Genomic DNA, 21097 nt, shown 5'->3' with positions numbered 1-21097 from the left:
CCTTGCTTTAACGATTTGTTAAGGCTCGGCGCAGCGCTGACGCGCGCCAGACCCGTGCGCGGTGGCATGTCCGCTGCACCTCTTGCGTCATCTGCCGGTCCTCGGCCGGCGTCTGTCGCATTGTGAGCCAGTTCCATGCTTTCGCATGTCCCATACACGCCGCCTCTGACCTCCGCCGCGCTTCCTTCGTCTCTTTCCGGGCTCGGGTTGCCGCCGCTACCGCGCAGCAAGAGCACGCTTCTGTCGCCGGTCGTCCTCTCGGGCCTGGTCCGGGTTGCGGACTTCTCGATCGCCGCTCTCAGCGGTCTCGTGATGGCCGTGCTCTATCACGGCGAAGCCGACGTCACGACCGATCTGCTCTACGGCACCATGATCGCGGTGGCCGCGATCGGCACCATCCTGATGCTGGACATCCTCGGCCTCTATTCTCCCCGCTCGCTGGCGACGTTCCATCGCAACATGCCTCGCCTGCTGCTCGGCTGGATCGCGGCGTTCGCGGCCGTGGGCCTCACCGCCTTCTTCCTCAAGGCGGGTGCCGAGCTGTCACGCGGCTGGATGGCGCTGTGGTTCCTCGCAGGCGGCACCGCGCTGACGGTCGAGCGCGCCTCAGCCGGTCTTCTCTTCCGCGCGATGGCGCGTAGCGGACGCCTCCAGCGCCGCGCGGTCGTCTACGGCACGGGCGCACTCACCGACGACATGATCCGTCTGCTCCAACAGGACCACGGCGCGGATATCCGCATCGTCGGCGTGTTCGACGACCGGGCGGACGGCCGGGCGGAGGCGCCTGCCGTCGGCTACGGCCGCATCGGAACGCTCGACGATCTCCTCGAGGTCGCCCGCGCGATGAACGTCGATCTCGTGATCGTCGCGCTTCCCGTGGCGGGCGAAAAGCGGCTTCACGACGTGACGAGCCGGCTCTCGGTGCTGCCGGCGGATATCAGGCTCCCCGCGCAGGCTACGCAGATCCGTCTTTCGCCGCGCCTCTATTCCCATGTCGGCCCCGTCGCCATGATCGACCTCTACGACCGGCCGATCGCGGACTGGGGCTTCATCGCCAAATCGCTCTTCGACAAGACCATCGGCCTTCTCTGCCTCGTTGCACTGTCACCCGTGATGGCGGCGGTTGCGCTGGCGGTGAAGCTCGACTCGCGCGGGCCGGTGCTGTTCCGGCAAAAGCGCTACGGCTTCAACAACGAGCTGATCGAGGTTCTGAAGTTCCGCTCGATGTACGTGGACAAATGCGACGCGACCGCCTCGCGCCTCGTCACGAAGGGCGATCCGCGCGTGACGCGCGTCGGGCGCTTCATCCGCAAGACGAGCCTCGACGAGCTGCCGCAGCTCTTCAACGTCATCAAGGGCGAGCTTTCGCTTGTGGGGCCGCGCCCGCACGCGGTATCGGCAAAGGCCGAGGAGCGGCTCTACGACGAGATCGTGGCCAGCTATTTCGCGCGCCACAAGGTGAAGCCCGGCATTACCGGCTGGGCCCAGATCTGCGGCTGGCGCGGCGAGACGGATACGCGCGAGAAAATCGAGAAGCGCGTGGAGCACGATCTCTACTACATCGAGAATTGGTCGGTTCTGTTCGACCTTTACATTCTCGCCATGACGCCGCTCGCGCTGCTCAAATCGGAGAATGCCTACTGAGCGGAGAGCGTGTCGGCCAGCCAGGAGGGCTTGCCCGTGCTCGCGAGCGAGGCGATCTCGTCGCGCGTCCAGCGGTAGGCGCTCTCGAACAGCTCGCCGTGGCGATGCCAATCCAGGAAGCTGATGCCGGGCGAGACCGGCGGGACGAGCGAGACGTCGTCGGCGTTGAGCTCGCGAAGGAAATCGCGCCGGTTGGCCATCAGCGCTCGCATGAGCACGGTCACCAGCCCTGGCGCATCGGGAAGACGATCGCGGCGCAACGGGTTGAGAACCAGCCGCAGGAGCTCGGTGCGCGAGGGCAGGGCTTCGTAGTCGACCTCGAAACGGTCGAGCTCCGGCGGCTTGAAGCTCACGACGACGTTGGGCCCCTCCTTGAGATCGCGCATGATCTTCACCGGCACGTTGTCGAGGAGGCAGCCGTCGACCAGCATGTCACCCTCGGCCGTGTACACGGGCGGCAGGAGCACGGGGATCGATGCCGAGGCGCGGATCGCACGCCACAGCGGACCTGAGCGGTGGCAGGCGATGCCGAAGCGCGACAGGTTGGTGGACACGGCGAAGAACGGAAGCCACAGATCCTCGATCTCGATGTTGCCGAACAGGCGCTTCAGCTCGGCATCGAAGACGGTGTGATCGAGCAGCGCGTATCGCGGCAGCGTGTAGCGGCGCATGGCGCGGTTGGTGACGAACATCTCGCCCAGCGCCCTGTCGATCTCGTCGGGCTGGCTTTCGATCATGAACGCGGCGGCGAGCGCCGCGCCGGCCGATGTGCCGCCCATGATGTCGAACTTGATGCCGGCTTCGCTCAGACCTTTGAAGACACCCGTATGCGCGGCCGCGAGCGCGCCTCCTCCGGCGGCCACAAAGCCGATCGCGCGCCCCTCAATGAAGCGCACGAGCCGCTCGACGTCCTCGCGGCTGTCGCGCGCGACGTGATGGTGCATGGCGACCGAGCGCGGCGCGAGCCAGCGGGAGGTGCCTGTGATTTTACCGCGTGCCGGGTGCAGCAGGACGAGGCGCGTCGCGTCGGGGGTGACGAAGCGTGCGGCCAGCCGCTCAATGGCGTTCAGCTCCGGATCCGCATCCTTGCAGGCGACGGCGAGAACGAGATCCGCATGGCGGATCGCTTTTTCCGTCCATGGAGTGATTGTGTCGTCGGAGACCATAAGAACGTATTCGTGGCGCGCCTCGAGCGCGTTCAGCCGCGATATCGCCTCCGGCGCTTCGAGCGGTCCCTCGCAGCCCAGAACGGCGCGGGCATTCTCTCCATCCAGCGTCGCGCAGCGCGCTTTGCGCCCGAGGGTCTCGCCGAGCAGGGCGCGGAATGCCGCTTCGATGGGCGCTCCGCCGGCAGGAATGATGCAGATCGTGCGGGGGCGTGGCGGCGCGTGCGTGATGTGGACGGCACTCGACGTGGTCGCTGCGAGCCTCCTGGCGAGCATGGCTGTGAGCGTGCCCCAGATGCCGGGATGAGCACCCACCAGGCTCTCGAACTCACCGCGCGAGAGCGAAAGCACGAGCGTATCGCGCATGGCTGTGACGCTGGCGGTTCTCGTGCCGCCAGTAAGGAAGGCAATCTCTCCGGCAGGCTGGCCTGGACCGATCTCGCTTACGGGCTCGCGAAGCCCTTCGACCGTCACAGCGAGACGCCCTGAGAGAACCACGTAGAGCGCGTCAGCCTGATCGCCCTGGCGCATCAGCACATCGCCGCGGCGCAACGTGCGCAAGGCGCAGCGCGCGCCGAGGGCTTGCCGTTCCGTCTCGGAAAGCCCCGAGAACAGATCGACTTCCGGGATCTCGTGCAAAAAGCCGTCGGCCGGTTTCATGGAGCAGGTCCGCTTCCTGCCCTCCAATATAAGGCGGCAGACGCGGATCCGAACCGGCCTTATCGGCCGGGGCGGTTAACGAGGCATCAGAAAAATCAGTCCGAAGCCCCCGACATCTTGGCGAGGGCGACAAGCAAAAGTCCGAGCGCGGGCAAGAAGACCGCGAGATAGGACAGGACGAGGGCGATTGTGGCTACCATGCCCTCTTATATGGGCAGGTCTTTCGCTCGGATCACCGTGTCAGGGTGTCCGAACGTAAAAATTACGCTGCGGCGGGTTGTCCCTGGAGGCCTTCCGTGGCGGCGGCCAGGGCCTCGCTCATGGCGCGGGCCATCTTGTGCGGGTTGAAACCCCACTTGGCGTTGAGACGCATATTGGCGGCTGCTTCGAGTGCGGTGACGAGAGCAGCTTGGCCATGAACGGCGATGAGATCGCTTACATGGCGCGTGCGGCACGCCGCGAGGAAGCTACGGAAGCGCAGAAGAACGGCCACCTTACGCACCCGGGCGCGAGGGGAGATCTGCCAGAAATCCTGCTCGACTCGGCGCAGGTCGTCGTCCGAAAGCGTCACGGCGGGCAAAAGTAATCCATTGCCGGACGAGAGAATTTTGAGGGCGAGCGCAAGCTCGCGGGCACCGACGCGGGGTACGTCGCTGGTGTCTACGGCACCGTGCTGGTCATGTGTGTTGGTCATGGCATTCAGCTCCGCTTCACGGATTGGCCGGTGCGGCCAAAAACTGTCCAAGGCGACCCATGCAGAAGGATGATGTCTCTTGGACTATGCGATTCGACGAGGAAATCCACTTCGAGACCGAGCAGGCGGCCATTCGGGTTGCGGATATCCGATTTCGAGAACCGGAATTTGCGACCATCATCCGTGCTGATGACGCCAAAGCCGATGCTCTCTTGGAACTTGGTGATCTGACCTTGCATGATACGCTCCATTTCGCCGGTTCGCGGCCGCTCGTGCGGCGCCTTGCAGAACCATGACGGAAATGGACAGCGCTTGCTGTTCCAGGAGGTACATTCCCAATCTTTTCAAGACTGTCAACCAACCGGCTGGCATTTACCAATAGAAAAGGGCCGCCTTTTCGGGCGGCCCACAATTGGTCGCAGGTCATTCAGGGCGTTCGGTGGACTTATGCCCAAGAGGTGCAATTCCCTCCTCGGCTCAAGGGCCACTTCCAGGCTCGGTTTCGAGCTCCAGCCCGGCAAGCGCAATGGGCCGGCGGGGCTGGGGAGGCGTGGCTGCCTCAGTCCTTACGAAAAAAGGCGTCTACCCGCATGCCCGGCTTCAACGCCGTGGCAGTCCCCTGCATCTCGATGGTCACTTCCATGACTTCCACGTCCGTCGGGCGGAGGGGGCCGCGGGGGCCGATCTTGGCCTGGCCGAGGCTCGGCGCGATACGCGTCACCTTACCTTCGAACTTCTGGTCCGGAACGGCAATGCTCTTCACGTAGGCGGTCTGGTTGAGCTTGATCTTGCCCACGTCGCCTTCGTCGACCTCGGCCTTCACGCGCACGACGCTCATATCGCCCATGACGACCAGCGGCAGATCCGGAGACGGGGCGACCACCTCACCCTGCTTGGGGTTCACCTGGAGGATGGTGCCGGCGGAAGGAGCACGGATGCGTGTCTTGTCGAGGAGGGCTTCGGCCATTCTCACCTCGGCGCGCGCGGCGCTGACGGCGGATTCGGCGCGGCTCGGCGCGGGCAGGTTCGGCTTCGACTGCGCCTTCACATAAGCGATGCGCTCGCGCTCGAGGCGCTCGTTGGCGTCCTTCAGGCGGCGGCGCGCGTCGCTGACGGCAGCTTCGCTGCCGGTTCCGCTGCGCTTGGCCGAAATCGCATAGTCGAGCTCGATGCGGGCTCCCGTCACGGCACGCTCGGCGGAGTAGATGGCGTCCTCGGCCTTTCTCACATCCTCACGGCCGCTGGCGAAGGCCTTCTCGCGATCCTCGCGGAGCGCTTCGGCTTCCGTCTCGGCGGAGGCGAGCTTGGCGCGGGCCTCGGCATCGTCGAGACGCAGCAGCAGCTCGCCTTCCTCGACCTTGTCGTCGACCTTCACCAGAACCTCCTCGACGCGTCCGAGGTAGGTGGCACCCAGGCGGATGTCACCTGACTTCGGCTCGACGCGGCCGGGCGCGGCGACCTCGTAGTCCTTGGTCACGATCGGCAGCGCCTCGTCGGCAGCCTTGCTGTCACGATACTTGTCGTAAGCGAGATAGCCGCCGGCTCCGGCAAGCCCCAGCAATAGGATGAGATTAATGGGCTTCAACATGGCGCTTGATGTTCCTTAAGCTGCAACGTTCTTTTTCTTGGACGCGGCTCCGTCACCCGGTCCGCCCTTCTTGGGTGGCCGTTCGTCGCCGACAATACGTCCGTCCTCGATGGTGATGATCCGATCTGCGTAGTGGAGCGTGCGGTGGTCGTGGGTCACCGCCATCACGGCACGCGTGGGGTCCTTGGCAACCTCTGTAAGCAGCTCCATCACCGCCTTACCGTTCTCGCTGTCGAGCGCCGCGGTCGGCTCATCCGCCAGCACGACGGAGGGGCGGCCAGCGAGCGAGCGGGCGATGGCAACGCGCTGCTTCTCACCGCCGGAGAGCTTCGAAGGATAGGTGTGCATGCGGTGGCTAAGGCCGACCGACTTCAACGCTTCCGCTGCCGTCTCCATGGGATCGGCCGAGCGCGCGTCGCGGACATCGAGCGCGACCAGCACGTTCTCAATGGCGGTCAGCGTGGGGAACAGGTTGTAGCTCTGAAACACGAAGCCGACATGCTGACGGCGAATCTCGGCAAGATCTTCCGACGATTGGCCGACCGCCTGATGGCCCGCGAGATGAAGCTCGCCGCTGGTGGCGGAAAGAATGCAGCCGAGGATCGACAGCAGCGTGGTCTTGCCGCTGCCCGAAGGCCCCATCAGCAACGTCAGCTCACCGGGGCGCAGATCCATGCTGACCCCTTTGAGAATGTGAAGCTCGCCGGCGCCGGTGCCGATCGTCTTGACGATGTTGCGAGCCTCAAGAAGCGGGCGAGGCCCGTTCGATGCTCTTGGAGCTTTGGACATTTCAGTGAGGTCTCCCGAAACCGAAGCGCAGTACTCATTATCAAGAGCTTGGCATCATCAGCTCGCCGTGGCTGTTACGCCTGTCACAGGAAGATGCCGATTTTCTTGCCGATATTAAAAAAAGATCCCGCAACGGACGATGAAAAGGCCGACGCTACGCAGCCCCGTACTTCTCTGCAAGTGCACTCGAACCCGAAGACGTCATTCGACACTCCGCAAGCCTCGAACGGGTGAGGCCCGGAGGATCTTCCGATCCTCCGGACCCGCGCCTTGCAGTTCTGCCGCGTGCGGCCCTCATCGGTTGAAGACGCCCGCCGGGTCGATACGCGTCACCTTCCTGATTGCCGTGATCGCCGCGAAGATGCACATGCCGACCGTCAGCGCGAACAGATAGGCCGCTATCTTCGGCGTCATCACGATGGTCAGCGTGGGCACTCTCACCGAGAGCCTGTAGATCGCCAGCATCGCGAGCAGCATGCCGGCCGCATAGCCCAGCACCGCGCTCATGAGAGCCTGGATCAGAATGACGGCGTGAATGTAGCTCGCTGATGCGCCAAGGGCGCGCAGTGTCGCAAACTCGTTCAAGTGATCCTTGGTGCTCGCGTAGAGTGTCTGTGCCACGATCACGACACCGACGATGGCGCCCAGCACCATGCCCGTGATCAGCGCGAGACCGGCGCCCGTGGAGAACATCCAGTAGTTGATGCTGCGACGGGTGAACTCGTCGTGCGTCAGAATCTCGGTGCCCTGCAGGCGCTCGGAGAGCTGCTTGCGCACCGCCTCGATGTCCGCGCCGCTCTCGAGCGTCACGAGCACATAGGTGGATTGAGACGCGCTCGCGCCCGTGAACTTGCGGGCCGTCGAGATCGAGGTGAAGCCGTAGGGCAATGTCGTGAACGAGCGGATGCCCTTGGTCACGGCAGTAACCTGGGCGCGCTGATTGTTGATTTCGGCGTAATCGCCGCGCTCGTTGATACCGAGATCCTTGAAGTAGGAGCGATCGACGGCGATGGCGTTCGGATTGTTGAGATCGGAGATGTCGCCTTCTTCGATGCTCCAGGGACGCGTGCCGCCGTTCGCCCAATCGAGGCCAACGAGAATGAATGTCTTTTTGCCGCCTTCGGGTTTGCGCCAGGCGGAGAAGCTCACGATCATGTCCTCGGCCTTGAGCACGCCGGGCGTCGAGAGCGCCGCATATTTCTCATGGCCGATGAGGAGCGAGGGATCGTCGAAGCTCTTCGTTCCGAACGGCACGATCCAGAGATCGGCGGGCGCCTTGTCGAGCACGGTCGCGATCTTGTTCTCGGAACCCTTATAGAGACCCACCTCGATGGCGACGAGAACGACCGAGAAGACGATGCCGACGAGCGTGACGATCAAGCTCATGCGATCGTGGAAGAGGTTACGATAGGCAATCTTGGGCGCCATCTTGATGACTTTGCCCTGCCCGGCCGGCGCTGAGGCTCCCGCGCCGGCTGTGATCCTCTTCATCATGTCCGTCTCCAATGAGGCAGCAACGGGAGAGTTGTGCGCTGAAGTCGTTGCTACGTCCAGCACCAGAGCACGCCCGATCGAGCTTTTATTCCATTACAACATGACGTGTCAGACCGAATTTTGGTCTGACATAGTCATCGTTTTCGACTAGGTGATTTTACGGTCTCGTCACTCGCCGCAGCCGACGGAAACCGTCGTGCCGATGGCGGGGATGAATTTCTTGCACGATCCGTTGGCATCGGGCGCCTGCTCCGTAGCCGCCGTGACGGTGCTGTCGGTCGCAGGGGCCTCGGCCTTCACGTCCGAAGAAGGCGTGCTCGTCTCATCTTCGACAGGGATGGAGCCCTGGACGAGAGCGGAGCTCCCGGTCACGCGCGGGGCGGCATCGGTCGCGGTATCGTTGTTCTGTGGCTCTGATTTGGCGGCTTCCGCCTTCACGGGCTCGGCCTTGGCGACGCGGGGCGTCGACTTCTCCGGCCGCGCTGCCTGCTGCACCGGGGGCCGCTTCTTGGCCTGCTTCTGATAGCCTGCGCTCCCGCCGCCGCCGTGTGCGGGCGTTGCAGTGAACGAACCGAGCGGGAAGCCGAAGCCAAGCCGGACGCCGCCGCCAGCTTCGGCTGCCGAAGCCAGCAACATGGTCGCCGTGAGAGCGGAGGCAAGTGCGATAAGCTTCGTGGTCATGGCCGTCTCCTCAAATCCATATCGCCGGGATCTCCCAAGCGATGAAATCTGACGAAACAATGCGCTTCGGCGCGGCTGTGCGCTGTTCCTGGCGTGACAAAAGCGCATTTTTCGAAGCGCCTCGCAAAAAAGAAAACCGGCCCTCGCATGACGAGAGCCGGTCTTTTTGTTTCAGGGCTTTAAGAGCTGCGTCTTAGCATCCGACATCCACAGCAACACCGAGCGCGGGGATGTAACGCTTGCAGGTCTCCGGGGCATCGGCCACCGCCGTCTTGCTCGCTGCGCCTTCGGTGGCGGCCGGGGCGGCGTCGGTCGCGGCAACCGTCGTGTCGGCGGCTTCCGTGCTGGTGGTGGACTGGCTCGCGACGTCAACCTGGGTCAGAGCCGCCGTGCTCGAGGGCGCCGCCACGTAGGTGCTCGGCGTCTTGTTGGTGCTCGTCTCGGCGACGTTCTCATCGGTCTGCTCGTCGCCTTCCGAAGCGGCCTTTGCCTTCTCGGCGGCGGCGATCTGCTGCTGGCGCTTGGCGGCGGCCGCCGCCTGGGCCTTTGCCTGAGCCTGTGCGCGAGCCTTAGCCTGGGCCTGAGCGCGGGCCTTGGCTTGTGCCTGGGCGCGGGCGGCCTGGGCCTGCTTTGCCTTGTTGGCCTGGGCGGCCGAGTGGGCGATCGCGCCGACGGCCAAGATGCCGAGCCCGATGCCGATGCCACGCCCGCCGGCCTGGGCCGCCGGGGTGATCGCCAGGCTGGCGGCCACAGTCGCTGCGATGACGCTAATGGTGAGCTTCTTGGCCATTTTGATCTCCATCCTCTTGTGCCTAGAGCGGATCAGGCTTGATGCCCTCGGCTCTCTCTTGACGCCCAATGTGCCGGATGGAGGCTCCCGGCGCTGTTCCGGGTGTAACAAACGGAGAAAACTTTGCGGACCGGATCAAAATAATTCGCCGCGGAGAGGGCCAGGTCATCCTGCACCCGGTCTCCCACGGCGAATCCAACTTTATTTCAATAACTTATTAGGCGACCGAGGTGGCCAGACCGCCGCCGAGGCGGATGCGGGCCGGTTCCTTCGCGCGCATGCCTTCCGCGAGCGACGCCGCGATCCGCGATACGAAGGACGCGGTACGCTCCAGCACAATGTGGCGCTGCCGGTCGACGGTGACCATGTGATAGCTGTCGTCCAGCACCACGAGATCGACGGGGCCGGCCAGCTCGCGTTGCAGATAGGCTGCGTTGTCGAGCCCCGCGTAATCGTCCTCGCGGGCATGGAGGATGAGCACGGGCTGGTTGATGCTGCCGAGCGTCTTCATCACTTGCTTGGCCAACCGGCGGCGCTCAAGGACGGCGCCGCCCGGCGTCGAGACCTGGGCGACCTTGGAGCCTTCCGCGGCCATTGCGTTGCGGATGAAGTCGCGGACGCGCTTGTCCTTGATGCCGACGTGGAGCGGCACCGGGAAGCGGAAGAGGTTCGCGAACCACTTGTTGTCGATGAGACGGAAAAGCGGGACATACCAGGGGATCTGACGGCCGCTGAGCCAGAGGGTCGGAGAGTAGAGCGCCACGGCGTGGACCTTGTCCGGGTGACGCGCGGCGAGCAGAAGGCTCAAAACTGCGCCAGTCGAGAGACCGCCGACGATGACCGTGTCGCATGTGGCGGAGAGCTCTTCGAGCCCCTTTTCCGCGCTTTCGTACCAATCCTGCCAGGTGGTCGCGAGCAGCTCCGTCTCCGAGCCGCCGTGGCCGGCGAGCGCGGGGCAGAGAACCGTGTAGCCATCGCGGGTCAGGCCATTGGCGACAAAGCGAATTTCGCTGGGAGAGCCGCACAGGCCATGAATCAGGAGCACGCCTACCCGGCCATTCTTGCTTCCCGAATTCGTCTTACTCGTCATCATAGCGCGCCCCAATGTTTTCACCCGACTTGGAATGACCGGACCGTAGACGAGCAAGAACGATGCCGCTGTTCCTGCCGTGACAGGAAAAGCGGTGACGATTGGTGACGCAGGCTTGAAAGTTTTCGACCGGTTGGGCCAAAGCTATGCTTAAGAACGCTTCCTCGCTCTGGCCTTTCGCGGCGCGCGACATGCGGCCTCCGGCCTGACCGCTGCCCCGGGGGCGCTGGAACTGTTCCCATCGTCTTTGCAGCGGTCCGGGCGCGGATAGCGATTGACCGTGCTGCACAGTGCGACTATTGAAATTAGAATTATTCTAAATGATGAGCCGGGATCGCTAGTGTCTCTGCCGTCGGATTTTTCGGCCAGTACGGTCAGAGGGAGGACCCATGCAGGGTAAACGCGAAGTCATCGAGATCCTGAACGAAGCGCTCAAGCTCGAGCTCGGGGCCGTCAACCAATACTGGCTGCACTACCGGATGCTCGAAAACTGGGGCTTCACCAAGCTTGCCAAGAAGGAGCGCGCCGAGTCGATCGAGGAGATGCACCACGCCGACAGGCTGGTTCAGCGCATCATCTTCCTCGAAGGCCTGCCGAACCTGCAGCACGTCGCGCCGCTCATGATCGGCGAGAACCTCAAGGAGGTTCTGGAGTGCGATCTCAAGGGCGAGAAGATCGCTCACGAGACGTACATCCGCGGCCGCGACATCTGCCGGGCCGCCAAGGACTACGTGACGATGGCGCTGTTCGAGGAACTCATCAAGGACGAGGAAGGCCACATCGACTTCATCGAGACCCAGCTCGATCTCATGGACAAGATCGGCAAGGAGAACTACGGGCAGCTCCAGTCGGAGCCCGCCAACGAGGCCGAGGGTCACTAAGACCGCCGTCACATCTCATCCAATCAGCGCGGGCCGCAGCGCCCGCGCTTTTTTGTGTCTGCGGCCTCGAGGCCGAACGGTTTTCCGCGGCGGAACCCACGCCCCCTGATCGGCATTGGCTGAACAGGTGAAAACCATGACAGTAACGAAACTTAATACTCATGCTCCTGAAAGCCCCTCCGCGGCGGTGCTGGTGGTCGAGGACGATCCGATCCTCCGCTCGACGCTGGCTTTCGAGGTGAGCGACGCAGGGTTCCGGGTACGGGAAGCCGCCAACGCGGACGAAGCAGAAAAAATTGTGCTCGCGGGCACGCCGATCGATCTCGTGATCACCGACATCGAGATGCCAGGACCGAGAAATGGGCTCGACCTCGCGAAGACGGTTCGCGCCTACAGGCCGCAGATCAAGGTGATCGTGGCGTCCGGCATCGTGCCGCGCACGGGCATCGTGGGCATCGCGGATGCCTTCTTCGGCAAGCCCTATGACGTGAGCCGGATCATCCTGCGCATGGAATCTCTCTTGCGGCTACCGCCAAGATCCACCTCGCGCTAGCTGCCAAGAACACGCCCCGCGACTGCATCGAGCTTGCGCACCAGCGATGCGTCGCGTGCTTCGGGCGCGGTGATGATGGCCACATCGAGCGCACGGTCGGAGCCTATGGGACAGGCCGGATGCTCACGCGGGAAGTTCCTGGCGAGCGTCGCGACGAGCCTCTGAGCCTTCTCGGTGTTGCTTTTCATGATTGCGATGATGGAGGCAACGTCGACGTCGGCGTGATCGTCGTGCCAGCAATCATAATCCGTGACCATGGCCACGGTCGCGTAGCAGATCTCCGCCTCACGGGCGAGCTTGGCCTCCGGCATGTTGGTCATGCCGATGACGTCCATGCCCCAGCTCCGGTAGAGGTTGCTTTCGGCGCGCGTAGAGAATTGCGGTCCTTCCATGACGAGATAGGTGCCGCCGCGCGTGTGCGAGATTTCTTCTGCCTTGGCGGCGGCTTCGATCGCATCCACGAGGAGCGGGCTCACCGGGTCGGCAACCGACACGTGGGCCACCAGTCCCGGTCCGAAGAAGCTCTTCTCGCGCGCAAAGGTGCGGTCGACGAACTGGTCGACGAGCACGAAGTGGCCCGGCGCGAACTCCTCCTTCAGCGATCCGCACGCGGAGATTGAGACCAGATCCGTGACGCCCGCGCGCTTCAGGGCATCGATGTTGGCGCGGAAGTTGATCGCGGACGGCGGGACTGGATGGCCACGGCCATGGCGCGGGAGGAAGCGGATGGGCAGCCCGCCGATCTCGGCGAACAGGATCTCGTCGGAGGGCGCGCCCCACGGCGTCATCACCTTCTCCCAACGGGGGTTCTCGAGCCCGGGCAAGTTGTAAAAGCCGCTGCCGCCAACGATGCCGAGCACCGATTCTGTCATGTGCTGTCCTCTTTCCTCTCCGACGCTCCCGGCCGCGCTGGCGTCGGAGGTCCTTCTAACGCCCGCTGGTCGCACGTTTCTGCGACGCGGCGGTGTCAGATATTCAGACCAGTTACCGAGAAAAGAAAAGGCCCCGCGCAGGGGGCCTTTTCGTCATGTGATCAATCGTGAGGCCGTGGCGGCCCTCGTCAATGAGGGATGCTCGACCAGATCCGGCGCTTGCCGACGTAGAGAAGGCCGGTGGTGACCACGAGGTAGAGCATCACGAGCCAGCCGAGACTCTTTCTCGCGTTGAGCGAGGGATCGGCGGCCCAGGACAGGAAAGCCGCGACATCGCGCGAATTCTGATCCAGCGAGCCGGTGCCGTCCTGGTACGTCACGAAGTTGTCCTTCGCGAGCGGAGCGGGCATGCCGATCTGATGGCCCGGGAAGGCAACGTTATAGGACATGCCTTCGCCGAGTTTCACGTCGGCGGGCGCCTCGTGATATCCGGTCAACAGAGCATAGAGGTAGTCCGCTCCACCCTCCTGATAGCCCGTTGCGATATCGCGGAGCATGGAGAAGGGATGCGCCCACCACGTGCCGGTATACTCGACGTTGCGCGCCCTGGCGATCAGCGAGAGATCCGGCGGCAGCGCGCCATTCTGGGCCGCGCGCGCCTCATTGTCGTTCTTGAAGGGGCCCAAGATCGGATCGAAAGCCTTCGGCTCGCGCTCGAACATCTTGCCTTCGCTGTCCGGGCCGTCCGTGATCTTGTTCGGCCACTCGTTGGCGAGGGCCTTCACGGCGTCCTCCGGGAACTCCGGGCCGCCAGCTTCGAACAGGTTGCGGAAGCGCACCCGCTTCAGGCCGTGGCAGGCAGAGCAGACATCCTTGTAGATCTGGAAGCCGCGCTGAAGCTGGGCCTTGTCGTACTGCCCGGTGAACCCGCCGAAGCTCCACTCCTGGCGCTCGATATGGGCGTGCTCGCCGCCGGCCGCGTAAGCAGCGGGAGCGACAGCGGCACCGACCAGAAGTGCCAGCGCGGCAAGGGGTCCGTTTTTCATGGCTCGCATCATCGGATGTCCCTCGCTCAGCGCGTCTCTGGAGCTGCGGCCGCGCCCTGGGGCGTTCCGGAGCCTCCCGGCAAGACCGAGGCCGATATGGACTTCGGCAACGCCGTCGGCGTTTCGATCAGACCGAGGATCGGCATCACGATCAGGAAGTGGGCGAAATAGTAGGCGGTGAAGATGCGCGACCAGGTCACGTAAGCGCCTTCAGCGGGCTTTGCTCCGAGGTAGCCCAGAGCCACGGCCGAGATGACCAGAAGCCAGAAGAACCACTTGTAGAGCGGGCGGTACTTGGCCGAGCGGACGCGGCTGGTATCGAGCCACGGCACGAAGAGCAGCACAGCGATGGCGGAGAACATGGCGATGACGCCGCCGAGCTTCGAGGGGATGGCACGCAGGATCGCGTAGAACGGCAGGAAGTACCATTCGGGCACGATGTGCGGCGGGGTCACCAGCGGGTTCGCCTCGATGTAGTTGTCGGCGTGACCCAGGTAGTCGGGCACATAGAAGACGAACCAGCCGAACAGGATGAGGAAGGCGAAGAGGCCGACGGCATCCTTGGCGACCGCGTAGGGGAACATCGGCACGGCGTCCGACTTGGTCTTGATGTCGAGGCCGGTCGGGTTGTTCTGGCCGGCCACGTGCAGCGCCCAGATGTGCAGCACGACAATGCCGAAGAGAACGAACGGCAGCAGGTAATGCAGCGCGAAGAAGCGGTTCAGCGTGGTGCCGGAAACGGAGTAGCCGCCCCACAGCCATTCGACGATGGCGGTACCGACGCCGGGAATGATCTCGTTCAGCGACGAGAACAGGTTGGTGATGACGGTGACGCCCCAGAAGCTCATCTGTCCCCAGGGAAGCGCGTAGCCCATGAAGGCCGTGGCCATCATCACGAGGAAGATCAGCACGCCCAGGATCCAGAGCACCTCGCGCGGAGCCTTGTAGGAGCCGTAGTAGAGGCCACGGAAGATATGGATGTAGACGGCGATGAAGAACATCGACGCGCCGACCGCGTGGAAGTTGCGAAGCAGCCAGCCGAAGTTCACGTCGCGGCGGATGGCCTCAACGGAGTTGAAGGCTTCATGCGCACTCGGCTGGTAGTGCATGGCGAGCACGATGCCGGTCACGATCTGCGCGACGAGGCAGAACGTGAGGATGCCGCCGAATGTCCAGAGGTAGTTGAGGTTGCGAGGCGTCGGGAAATCAACGAACTGGCCGTGCATCAAGCGTGCGACCGGCAGGCGGTCATCCCACCATTTGCCAAATGCGGATTTCGGCTCGTAGCTAGACGTATGCTCCATCGGGCGCGACCCTCTCAGCCGATCTTGATCTTGTTGTCGGAGACGAACTCGTAGGGCGGCACCTCGAGGTTACGCGGCGCCGGGCCCTTCCGAATGCGACCCGACGTGTCGTAATGCGAACCGTGGCAGGGGCAGAACCAGCCGCCAAAGTCTCCCTTCGAGTCGCCCATGGCCTGACCCTTGGGGATGCAGCCGAGATGGGTGCAGATGCCAATCAGGATCAGCCAGTTCTCCTTGCCCTTCTTGACGCGGTTGGCGTCGAGAGCAGGGGTCGTCTCGGGCAGCATATCGTTGCGGGCCGAGTGGTCCGGCAGGTCGGCCGGGTTCATGGCCTCTGCGGTCTTGATCTCTTCAGGCGTGCGGTTGCGGATGAAGATCGGCTTGCCACGCCACATGGCGGTGATTGCCTGACCTTCCTTCACGGGAGAAAGATCGATTTCGACGGACGCCAAGGCCTGAGCGCCAGCGTCGGGATTCATTTGCGAAATAAACGGCCACAGCGTAATGGCCGCGCCTACCGCTGCGAATGCATTGCCTGCAATGACAAGGAAATCACGGCGATTCGGCTCTTCGACTTCACTTGCCACGTACCCCTCCAATTTCGAGGATGTTCAACCAGCGCGAAGCGCTTTGCGGAGCCGGAGATCGGTTAGTAACACTCAGCAATCTCAGGTCGCGTTCGGCGTTCGAACACCGATTACAGTCGAACGAAACGCCAAACCCTGTGGACTTGAAGCACTAACCGAGGCCTGCCTGTTGCGCAAGAAGCGCGCCGTCCGATCGCAGCGTAAAACTGGATCTTTCAACGGCCCGAGCGACCGCTTTGCCTCAATCGGCTCTTCTTCTTGCACCGTTTGCCAAGCTGCTCAAGACGACTTAACTCGAGCCGCGCGGGTCAAAGTGGCGCACACTTTCAATTACGACAGGATCTCAAATGCGCGTTGCTCTTTATCAGCCCGACATACCGCAAAATACTGGCACCATTCTTCGACTTTCGGCCTGTCTTGGCGTTCCAATTGATCTAATCGGACCCGCCGCGTTTGATTTCAGCGATAGATCATTCCGGAGGGCGGGACTCGACTATTTGGATCACGCCGAAGTCTGTCGTCACGAGAGCTTTGCCGCGTTCGACGCCGCGCTCAGGGTTGCCTCCCCTCAGCCGCGACTCGTTCTGCTCACGACGCACGCCGACGAGACCCACACCGGCTTCCACTTTCACAAAAGCGACGTGCTGCTGCTCGGACGTGAAAGCGCGGGCGTGCCGGACTCCGTTCATCAGCGTGCGGACGCCCGTATCCGCGTCCCGATGCGGAGCGGCCTGCGCTCGCTCAACATCGCCGTCGCCGCCGCGATGGTGCTCGGGGAGGCGCTGAGGCAGACGGACGGGTTCCCGCTGAGCGCGTGAGCGGGCAGTAGGCAGTAGGCAGTAGGCAGTAGGCAGTAGGCAGTAGGCAGTAGGCAGTAGGCAGTAGTGAAGGGCGGGATCAGCCCTTGTTCAAGAGCAGCGTGAGTCCGATCAGCGTCTCGCTGAAGAACTGGATCTCCACCATCTGCTTCGTATCTTTCACGATGATGTCCATGTTCGCGGAAAGCTCGGTGCCCTTGGTGCCCTTGACCGTGACGCGGAACCCGCGCGGCGTGACCTCGCCGTCCAGCACGCCGTTGACGTTGTACATCTGCTCAGTCCACTCGCCGCTGAGCTTGCCGTTGCTATGCGCGACGGTGCTCTTCACCTCGATCTTTCCGCTCCCGGAAGCGCAGCGGATCGTCTGCTTCAGCGTGTTGGCGTCGCCTTCGATGATGTAGGTGGCGCGGCATTTGACGTCTTCGTTGCGGCCGTCCTTGAAGCGCAGGCGGCCCGCACCGCCCCACCAGCCTTCGAGGCTCGCGAACGGCCCCACGGCTTGAGGCGCCGCGTCGACCGCGGGCGCCGTCGTGACGACGAGCGTCATCGCCAGCGCCGCAAGGCTTCCTCGCGCAAACCCGCGCCTGACCACTGCCCAAACGAGGTTCATGTGTCCTCTCAGAGAACTATCCGGCCGAATCCCTCGTCCAGGTTGCCGAGACGCTTCGCGCTTGCAACAGGCGGCGGTCAGCCGAACACAGAAATCTGACAGCGTGTGTCAGCAAGGCCGCAGCGCTCACGCGGGCGGTTTTCGGCCGGAAGCCGCCAGGAGGGACACAGCCCGGCTCTGTCAGAGGCCGAGCTTCGTCTTCAGGATCTCGTTCACGGCGGCGGGATTGGCCTTTCCGCCCGTGCTCTTCATGACCTGACCGACGAACCAGCCCAGCATGGAGGGCTTGGCCTTGGCCTGCTCCACCTTGTCGGGGTTGGCGGCGATGATCTCGTCCACAGCCTTCTCGATGGCGCCGGTGTCCGTCACCTGCTTCATGCCGCGCTTCTCGACGATCTCGGCGGGATCGCCGCCCTCGGTCCAGAGAATCTCGAACAGATCCTTGGCGATCTTGCCGGAGATGGTGCCGGCGGAGATGAGATCGACGAGGCCGCCGAGTTGCGCGGATGAGACCGGGCTGTGCTCTATGTCCTTGCCTTCCTTGTTCAGGCGGCCGAACAGCTCGTTGATGACCCAGTTCGCTGCGAGCTTGCCGTCGCGGCCCCTGGCGACCGCCTCGAAGTAATCGGCGTTGTCACGCTCGGCGACCAGCACACTCGCGTCGTAGGCAGAGAGCCCGTACTCCTTCACAAAGCGGGCGTGCTTCTGGTCCGGCAGCTCCGGCAGATGAGCGGCGAGATCGTCGACGTAGGACTGATCGAACTCGAGCGGCAGCAGGTCGGGATCCGGGAAGTAGCGATAGTCGTGCGCCTCTTCCTTCGAGCGCATGGAGCGCGTCTCGCCCTTGCCGGGGTCGAACAGGCGCGTCTCCTGGTCAACGGCGCCGCCGTCCTCGATGATGTCGATCTGCCTGCGGGCCTCGACCTCGACGGCCTGGCCGATGAAGCGGATCGAGTTCACGTTCTTGATCTCGCAGCGCGTGCCGAGCTTGTCGCCGGGCTTCCTGACCGACACGTTCACGTCGGCGCGAAGGTTGCCCTTCTCCATGTCGCCATCGCAGGTCCCGAGATAGCGCAGGATCGTGCGCAGCTTCGTGACATAGGCCTGCGCTTCCTTCGCGGACCTCAGGTCCGGCTTCGAGACGATCTCCATCAGGGCTACGCCCGAGCGGTTGAGATCGACGTAGGAGTAATCCGGGCTCTGGTCGTGGATCGACTTGCCAGCGTCCTGCTCGAGGTGCAGGCGCTCGATGCCGACGCGCTTCGTCTCGCCGTCGACGTCGATCTCGATCTCACCCTCGCCCACGATCGGCTGCTTGTACTGGCTGATCTGGTAGCCCTGGGGAAGGTCGGGATAGAAGTAGTTCTTGCGGTCGAAAACGCTTTTCAGGTTGATCTCGGCCTTGAGGCCGAGCCCCGTGCGAACGGCCTGTGCGATGCACTCCTCGTTGATGACGGGCAACATGCCGGGCATGGCCGCATCCACCAGGGAGACGTGGCTGTTCGGCTCGGCGCCGAAGGCCGTGGACGATCCGGAGAACAGCTTCGAGGCGGAGGCGACCTGGGCGTGCACCTCCATGCCGATCACGACCTCCCAATCGCCGGTCGCGCCCGCGATCAGGTTGCTCGCTTTGGATTTTCCGCCGCTCTTGGCCGCGTCCCGCATCTTGAATTTCTCCTCTCAGCGCGTCCCGCGGGCGCGCAGGCTATACGCGAGCGCCGCCCAGACCAGGCCGAATACGAATTGAAGCATGAAGATCGCCGCTTCGCCGCCGATGGCATGAATGGCGAAAACCCCGATCTGGCCGCCGATCCAATAGAGCGCGAAACCCGCGAGCGAGGCCGCGAAGGCGGCGACCGGCAGCTTCTGCCACTGATCCGCGCTGCGGCCCATGATCATGGCAACGGTGATCACCGCCGGGTTGGCCGCCGCCAGCAGGATCAACGTCATAGGGTCGAACGAGTTGATCGCAATCATTCCCGCGGCCCGCCGCTGCTCGCTTCCTGCTTGCGCAGCTTCTCTTCCTCGTACTGGACGAACCAGCCAATCATGTTGCGCCACTGAGCGCCGACCATGTCGATCATCTCGGCGGGCAGGCCGCGCTGGCGCGCCTGGGTCTTGACCTTGTCGATCACCTGCTGGATGCGCCAAGGCACACTGGCCTCACTCGGATCCTTCTTGAGCTGCCAAGCACGCTCGACGTAGCCGAAACGCTCTGCGATGAGATCGACCAGCGCGGCGTCGATGCGGTCGATCTCGGAGCGGACCTGACTCATGTCCGCGCATTCCCAGGGTCGCTTCGGATCCATCTCACTTGCCTCCCGGCTTCTTCTTGGCGCCTGAGCTCGGCGCGGCCCACCATCGATCGCCCACAGTGAAGCGTCCCGCCGCATCCTCGATCGCCTGCGCGGCCTGGAACAGCGTCGCCTCGTCGAACGGCTTGCCGATGAGCTGGAGCCCGAGCGGCGTTCCTTCCGAGGAGAGACCGGCCGGCACGGAGAGGCCCGGCAGGCCCGCCATGTTCACCGTCACCGTGAAGATGTCCTCGAGATACATGGCGATGGGATCGCCCGTCTTCTCGCCGAACGCGAAGGCAGGCGAAGGCGTCGTCGGCGTCAGCACGACGTCCACCTTGCTCCAGGCCTCGTCGAAATCGCGCTTGATCAAGGTGCGGATCTTCTGCGCCTTGAGGTAATAGGCGTCATAGTAGCCGGCCGAGAGCACGTAGGTGCCGATGAGGATGCGCCGGCGCACCTCCTTGCCGAAGCCTGCGGCGCGCGTGTTCTCGTACGTGTCGATCACATCCTTACCGGGCACGCGGAGGCCGTAGCGCACGCCGTCGTAGCGGGCGAGGTTCGACGACGCCTCGGCGGGCGCGACGATGTAATAGGCGGGCAGCGCGTACTTGGTGTGCGGCAGGCTGATCTCGTGAATGGTGGCACCGGCTGCCTTCAGCCATTCGATGCCGTCGCCCCAGAGCTTCTCGATCTCCTTCGACATGCCCTCGACGCGGTATTCCTTCGGCACGCCGACGCGCAGGCCCTTCACGCCCTTGGCAAGGGCCGCCTCGTAGTTCGGCACGGGCGCGTCCACCGAGGTCGTATCCTTGGGATCGTGCCCCGCCATGGAGCCCAGCATGATGGCGGCATCGCGCACGGTCTTGGCGATGGGACCGGCCTGATCGAGCGAGGAGGCGAAGGCCACGATGCCCCAGCGCGAGCAGCGGCCATAGGTGGGCTTTATGCCGACCGTTCCCGTGAGAGCCGCGGGCTGGCGAATGGAGCCGCCGGTATCGGTTGCGGTTGCCGCGAGGCAGAGGTTGGCCGCGACGGCCGCCGACGAGCCGCCCGACGAGCCGCCGGGCACGAGCTTGTCCGTCTTGCCGGTGCGCCGCCAGGGCGAGACCACGGGGCCGAAGGCGCTGGTCTCGTTGGACGAGCCCATGGCGAACTCGTCGTTGTTGAGCTTGCCGAGCATCACGGCGCCGGCATTCCAGAGATTGGCGCCGACGGTCGATTCATAGGTCGGCGTGAAGTCGCCCAGGATCCTGGAGCACGCGGTGGTACGGACGCCGTTGGTGCAAAAGAGATCCTTGTTGCCGAGGGGCAGGCCTTCGAGAGGGCGTGCCTCGCCCTTGGCAAGGCGCGCATCGGCTTCCTTGGCCTGAGCCAGAGCGTGCTCCGGCGTCGCCAGCACGTAGGCGTTCAACGCCGGATTTGCAGCCTCGATGGCCTCGATGTGGGCTTTCGTCAGCTCCGTTGCAGAAAACGATTTGGCTTTGAGGCCATCGCGCGCTTCCGCCAGCGTCAGGTCAGTGAGATCGCTCACAG

General features: G+C 63.8%; 22 protein-coding genes. 4 read left to right on the top strand and 18 right to left on the bottom strand.

From position 1 onward, the window contains the following. Positions 1-135 precede the first annotated feature (135 nt). Positions 136-1644, top strand: coding sequence for an undecaprenyl-phosphate glucose phosphotransferase (locus tag F812_RS0107445; RefSeq protein WP_020085338.1), 1509 nt, complete (start codon positions 136-138; stop codon positions 1642-1644). On the opposite strand, the gene F812_RS23015 is transcribed toward F812_RS0107445, so the two are convergent. The 9 genes from F812_RS23015 to F812_RS0107395 form a co-directional block, all read right to left on the bottom strand. Next, positions 1638-3470 carry a patatin-like phospholipase family protein gene (locus F812_RS23015; protein ID WP_020085337.1) on the bottom strand — a complete coding sequence of 611 codons (1833 nt, stop codon included), beginning with the start codon at positions 3468-3470 and terminating at the stop codon, positions 1638-1640. The genes F812_RS0107445 and F812_RS23015 overlap by 7 nt on opposite strands. A gap of 262 nt (positions 3471-3732) precedes the next feature. Next, positions 3733-4164, bottom strand: a complete 432-nt coding sequence (locus F812_RS0107430; protein ID WP_020085335.1) for a hypothetical protein — start codon at positions 4162-4164, stop codon at positions 3733-3735. A gap of 5 nt (positions 4165-4169) precedes the next feature. Then, the gene (locus F812_RS0107425) at positions 4170-4403 is read right to left on the bottom strand and encodes a hypothetical protein (RefSeq protein WP_026867932.1); all 234 of its coding nucleotides are present in this window, start codon (positions 4401-4403) and stop codon (positions 4170-4172) included. 320 nt (positions 4404-4723) lie between these two features. Next, the gene (locus F812_RS0107420; protein ID WP_020085333.1) at positions 4724-5752 is read right to left on the bottom strand and encodes an HlyD family secretion protein; all 1029 of its coding nucleotides are present in this window, start codon (positions 5750-5752) and stop codon (positions 4724-4726) included. A 15-nt stretch (positions 5753-5767) separates the two neighbouring features. Continuing rightward, positions 5768-6541, bottom strand: coding sequence for an ABC transporter ATP-binding protein (locus tag F812_RS0107415; RefSeq protein WP_020085332.1), 774 nt, complete (start codon positions 6539-6541; stop codon positions 5768-5770). Positions 6542-6835: 294 nt separating this feature from the next. After that, positions 6836-8035: an ABC transporter permease gene (locus F812_RS0107410; protein WP_020085331.1), complete on the bottom strand. Its 1200-nt coding sequence runs from the start codon at positions 8033-8035 to the stop codon at positions 6836-6838. Positions 8036-8203: 168 nt separating this feature from the next. Then, a complete protein-coding gene (locus F812_RS25350) occupies positions 8204-8716 on the bottom strand; it encodes a hypothetical protein (protein WP_020085330.1) in 513 nt (170 codons plus the stop codon). 193 nt (positions 8717-8909) lie between these two features. Beyond that, positions 8910-9506 carry a hypothetical protein gene (locus tag F812_RS0107400; protein ID WP_156827295.1) on the bottom strand — a complete coding sequence of 199 codons (597 nt, stop codon included), beginning with the start codon at positions 9504-9506 and terminating at the stop codon, positions 8910-8912. Between the two features lie 217 nt (positions 9507-9723). Further along, the gene (locus F812_RS0107395) at positions 9724-10599 is read right to left on the bottom strand and encodes an alpha/beta hydrolase (RefSeq protein ID WP_020085328.1); all 876 of its coding nucleotides are present in this window, start codon (positions 10597-10599) and stop codon (positions 9724-9726) included. 386 nt (positions 10600-10985) lie between these two features. On the opposite strand from F812_RS0107395, the gene bfr reads away from it, so the two are divergent. Both bfr and F812_RS0107385 read left to right on the top strand, forming a co-directional pair. Further along, the gene (gene bfr, locus F812_RS0107390; protein WP_020085327.1) at positions 10986-11477 is read left to right on the top strand and encodes a bacterioferritin; all 492 of its coding nucleotides are present in this window, start codon (positions 10986-10988) and stop codon (positions 11475-11477) included. A 136-nt stretch (positions 11478-11613) separates the two neighbouring features. After that, positions 11614-12030, top strand: a complete 417-nt coding sequence (locus F812_RS0107385) for a response regulator (RefSeq protein WP_083929107.1) — start codon at positions 11614-11616, stop codon at positions 12028-12030. Here F812_RS0107385 and F812_RS0107380 read toward each other — a convergent pair. The 4 genes from F812_RS0107380 to petA all read right to left on the bottom strand — a co-directional run bounded on the left by F812_RS0107380 (position 12027) and on the right by petA (position 15839). Then, positions 12027-12902, bottom strand: coding sequence for an S-methyl-5'-thioadenosine phosphorylase (locus F812_RS0107380; protein WP_020085325.1), 876 nt, complete (start codon positions 12900-12902; stop codon positions 12027-12029). The genes F812_RS0107385 and F812_RS0107380 overlap by 4 nt on opposite strands. Positions 12903-13090: 188 nt before the next feature. Next, a complete protein-coding gene (locus F812_RS0107375) occupies positions 13091-13948 on the bottom strand; it encodes a cytochrome c1 (RefSeq protein WP_198011150.1) in 858 nt (285 codons plus the stop codon). Between the two features lie 26 nt (positions 13949-13974). Beyond that, positions 13975-15252: a cytochrome b gene (locus F812_RS0107370; protein ID WP_020085323.1), complete on the bottom strand. Its 1278-nt coding sequence runs from the start codon at positions 15250-15252 to the stop codon at positions 13975-13977. A gap of 14 nt (positions 15253-15266) precedes the next feature. After that, positions 15267-15839: a ubiquinol-cytochrome c reductase iron-sulfur subunit gene (petA, locus tag F812_RS0107365; RefSeq protein ID WP_020085322.1), complete on the bottom strand. Its 573-nt coding sequence runs from the start codon at positions 15837-15839 to the stop codon at positions 15267-15269. Between the two features lie 347 nt (positions 15840-16186). On the opposite strand from petA, the gene F812_RS0107360 reads away from it, so the two are divergent. Then, positions 16187-16657: a tRNA (cytidine(34)-2'-O)-methyltransferase gene (locus tag F812_RS0107360; RefSeq protein WP_026867929.1), complete on the top strand. Its 471-nt coding sequence runs from the start codon at positions 16187-16189 to the stop codon at positions 16655-16657. Between the two features lie 79 nt (positions 16658-16736). Here the strand turns inward: F812_RS0107360 and F812_RS0107355 are convergent, their stop codons facing one another. The 5 genes from F812_RS0107355 to gatA form a co-directional block, all read right to left on the bottom strand. Further along, a complete protein-coding gene (locus F812_RS0107355) occupies positions 16737-17267 on the bottom strand; it encodes a hypothetical protein (protein ID WP_020085320.1) in 531 nt (176 codons plus the stop codon). A gap of 180 nt (positions 17268-17447) precedes the next feature. Continuing rightward, a complete protein-coding gene (gatB, locus tag F812_RS0107350; protein WP_020085319.1) occupies positions 17448-18932 on the bottom strand; it encodes an Asp-tRNA(Asn)/Glu-tRNA(Gln) amidotransferase subunit GatB in 1485 nt (494 codons plus the stop codon). 15 nt (positions 18933-18947) lie between these two features. Continuing rightward, positions 18948-19244: a hypothetical protein gene (locus tag F812_RS0107345; protein WP_020085318.1), complete on the bottom strand. Its 297-nt coding sequence runs from the start codon at positions 19242-19244 to the stop codon at positions 18948-18950. Then, entirely contained in the window at positions 19241-19543 is a 303-nt protein-coding gene (locus F812_RS0107340) for a chorismate mutase (protein WP_245257638.1), read from the bottom strand. The genes F812_RS0107345 and F812_RS0107340 overlap by 4 nt, the downstream gene beginning before the upstream one ends. A 34-nt stretch (positions 19544-19577) precedes the next feature. Then, the gene (gene gatA / locus F812_RS0107335; protein WP_020085316.1) at positions 19578-21095 is read right to left on the bottom strand and encodes an Asp-tRNA(Asn)/Glu-tRNA(Gln) amidotransferase subunit GatA; all 1518 of its coding nucleotides are present in this window, start codon (positions 21093-21095) and stop codon (positions 19578-19580) included. Between the last annotated feature and the right edge of the window lie 2 nt (positions 21096-21097).

Source organism: Hyphomicrobium zavarzinii ATCC 27496 (assembly GCF_000383415.1).
GTDB classification, from domain to species: Bacteria; Pseudomonadota; Alphaproteobacteria; order Rhizobiales; family Hyphomicrobiaceae; genus Hyphomicrobium_C; species Hyphomicrobium_C zavarzinii.
This window is presented reverse-complemented; position numbering and strand designations above follow the sequence as displayed.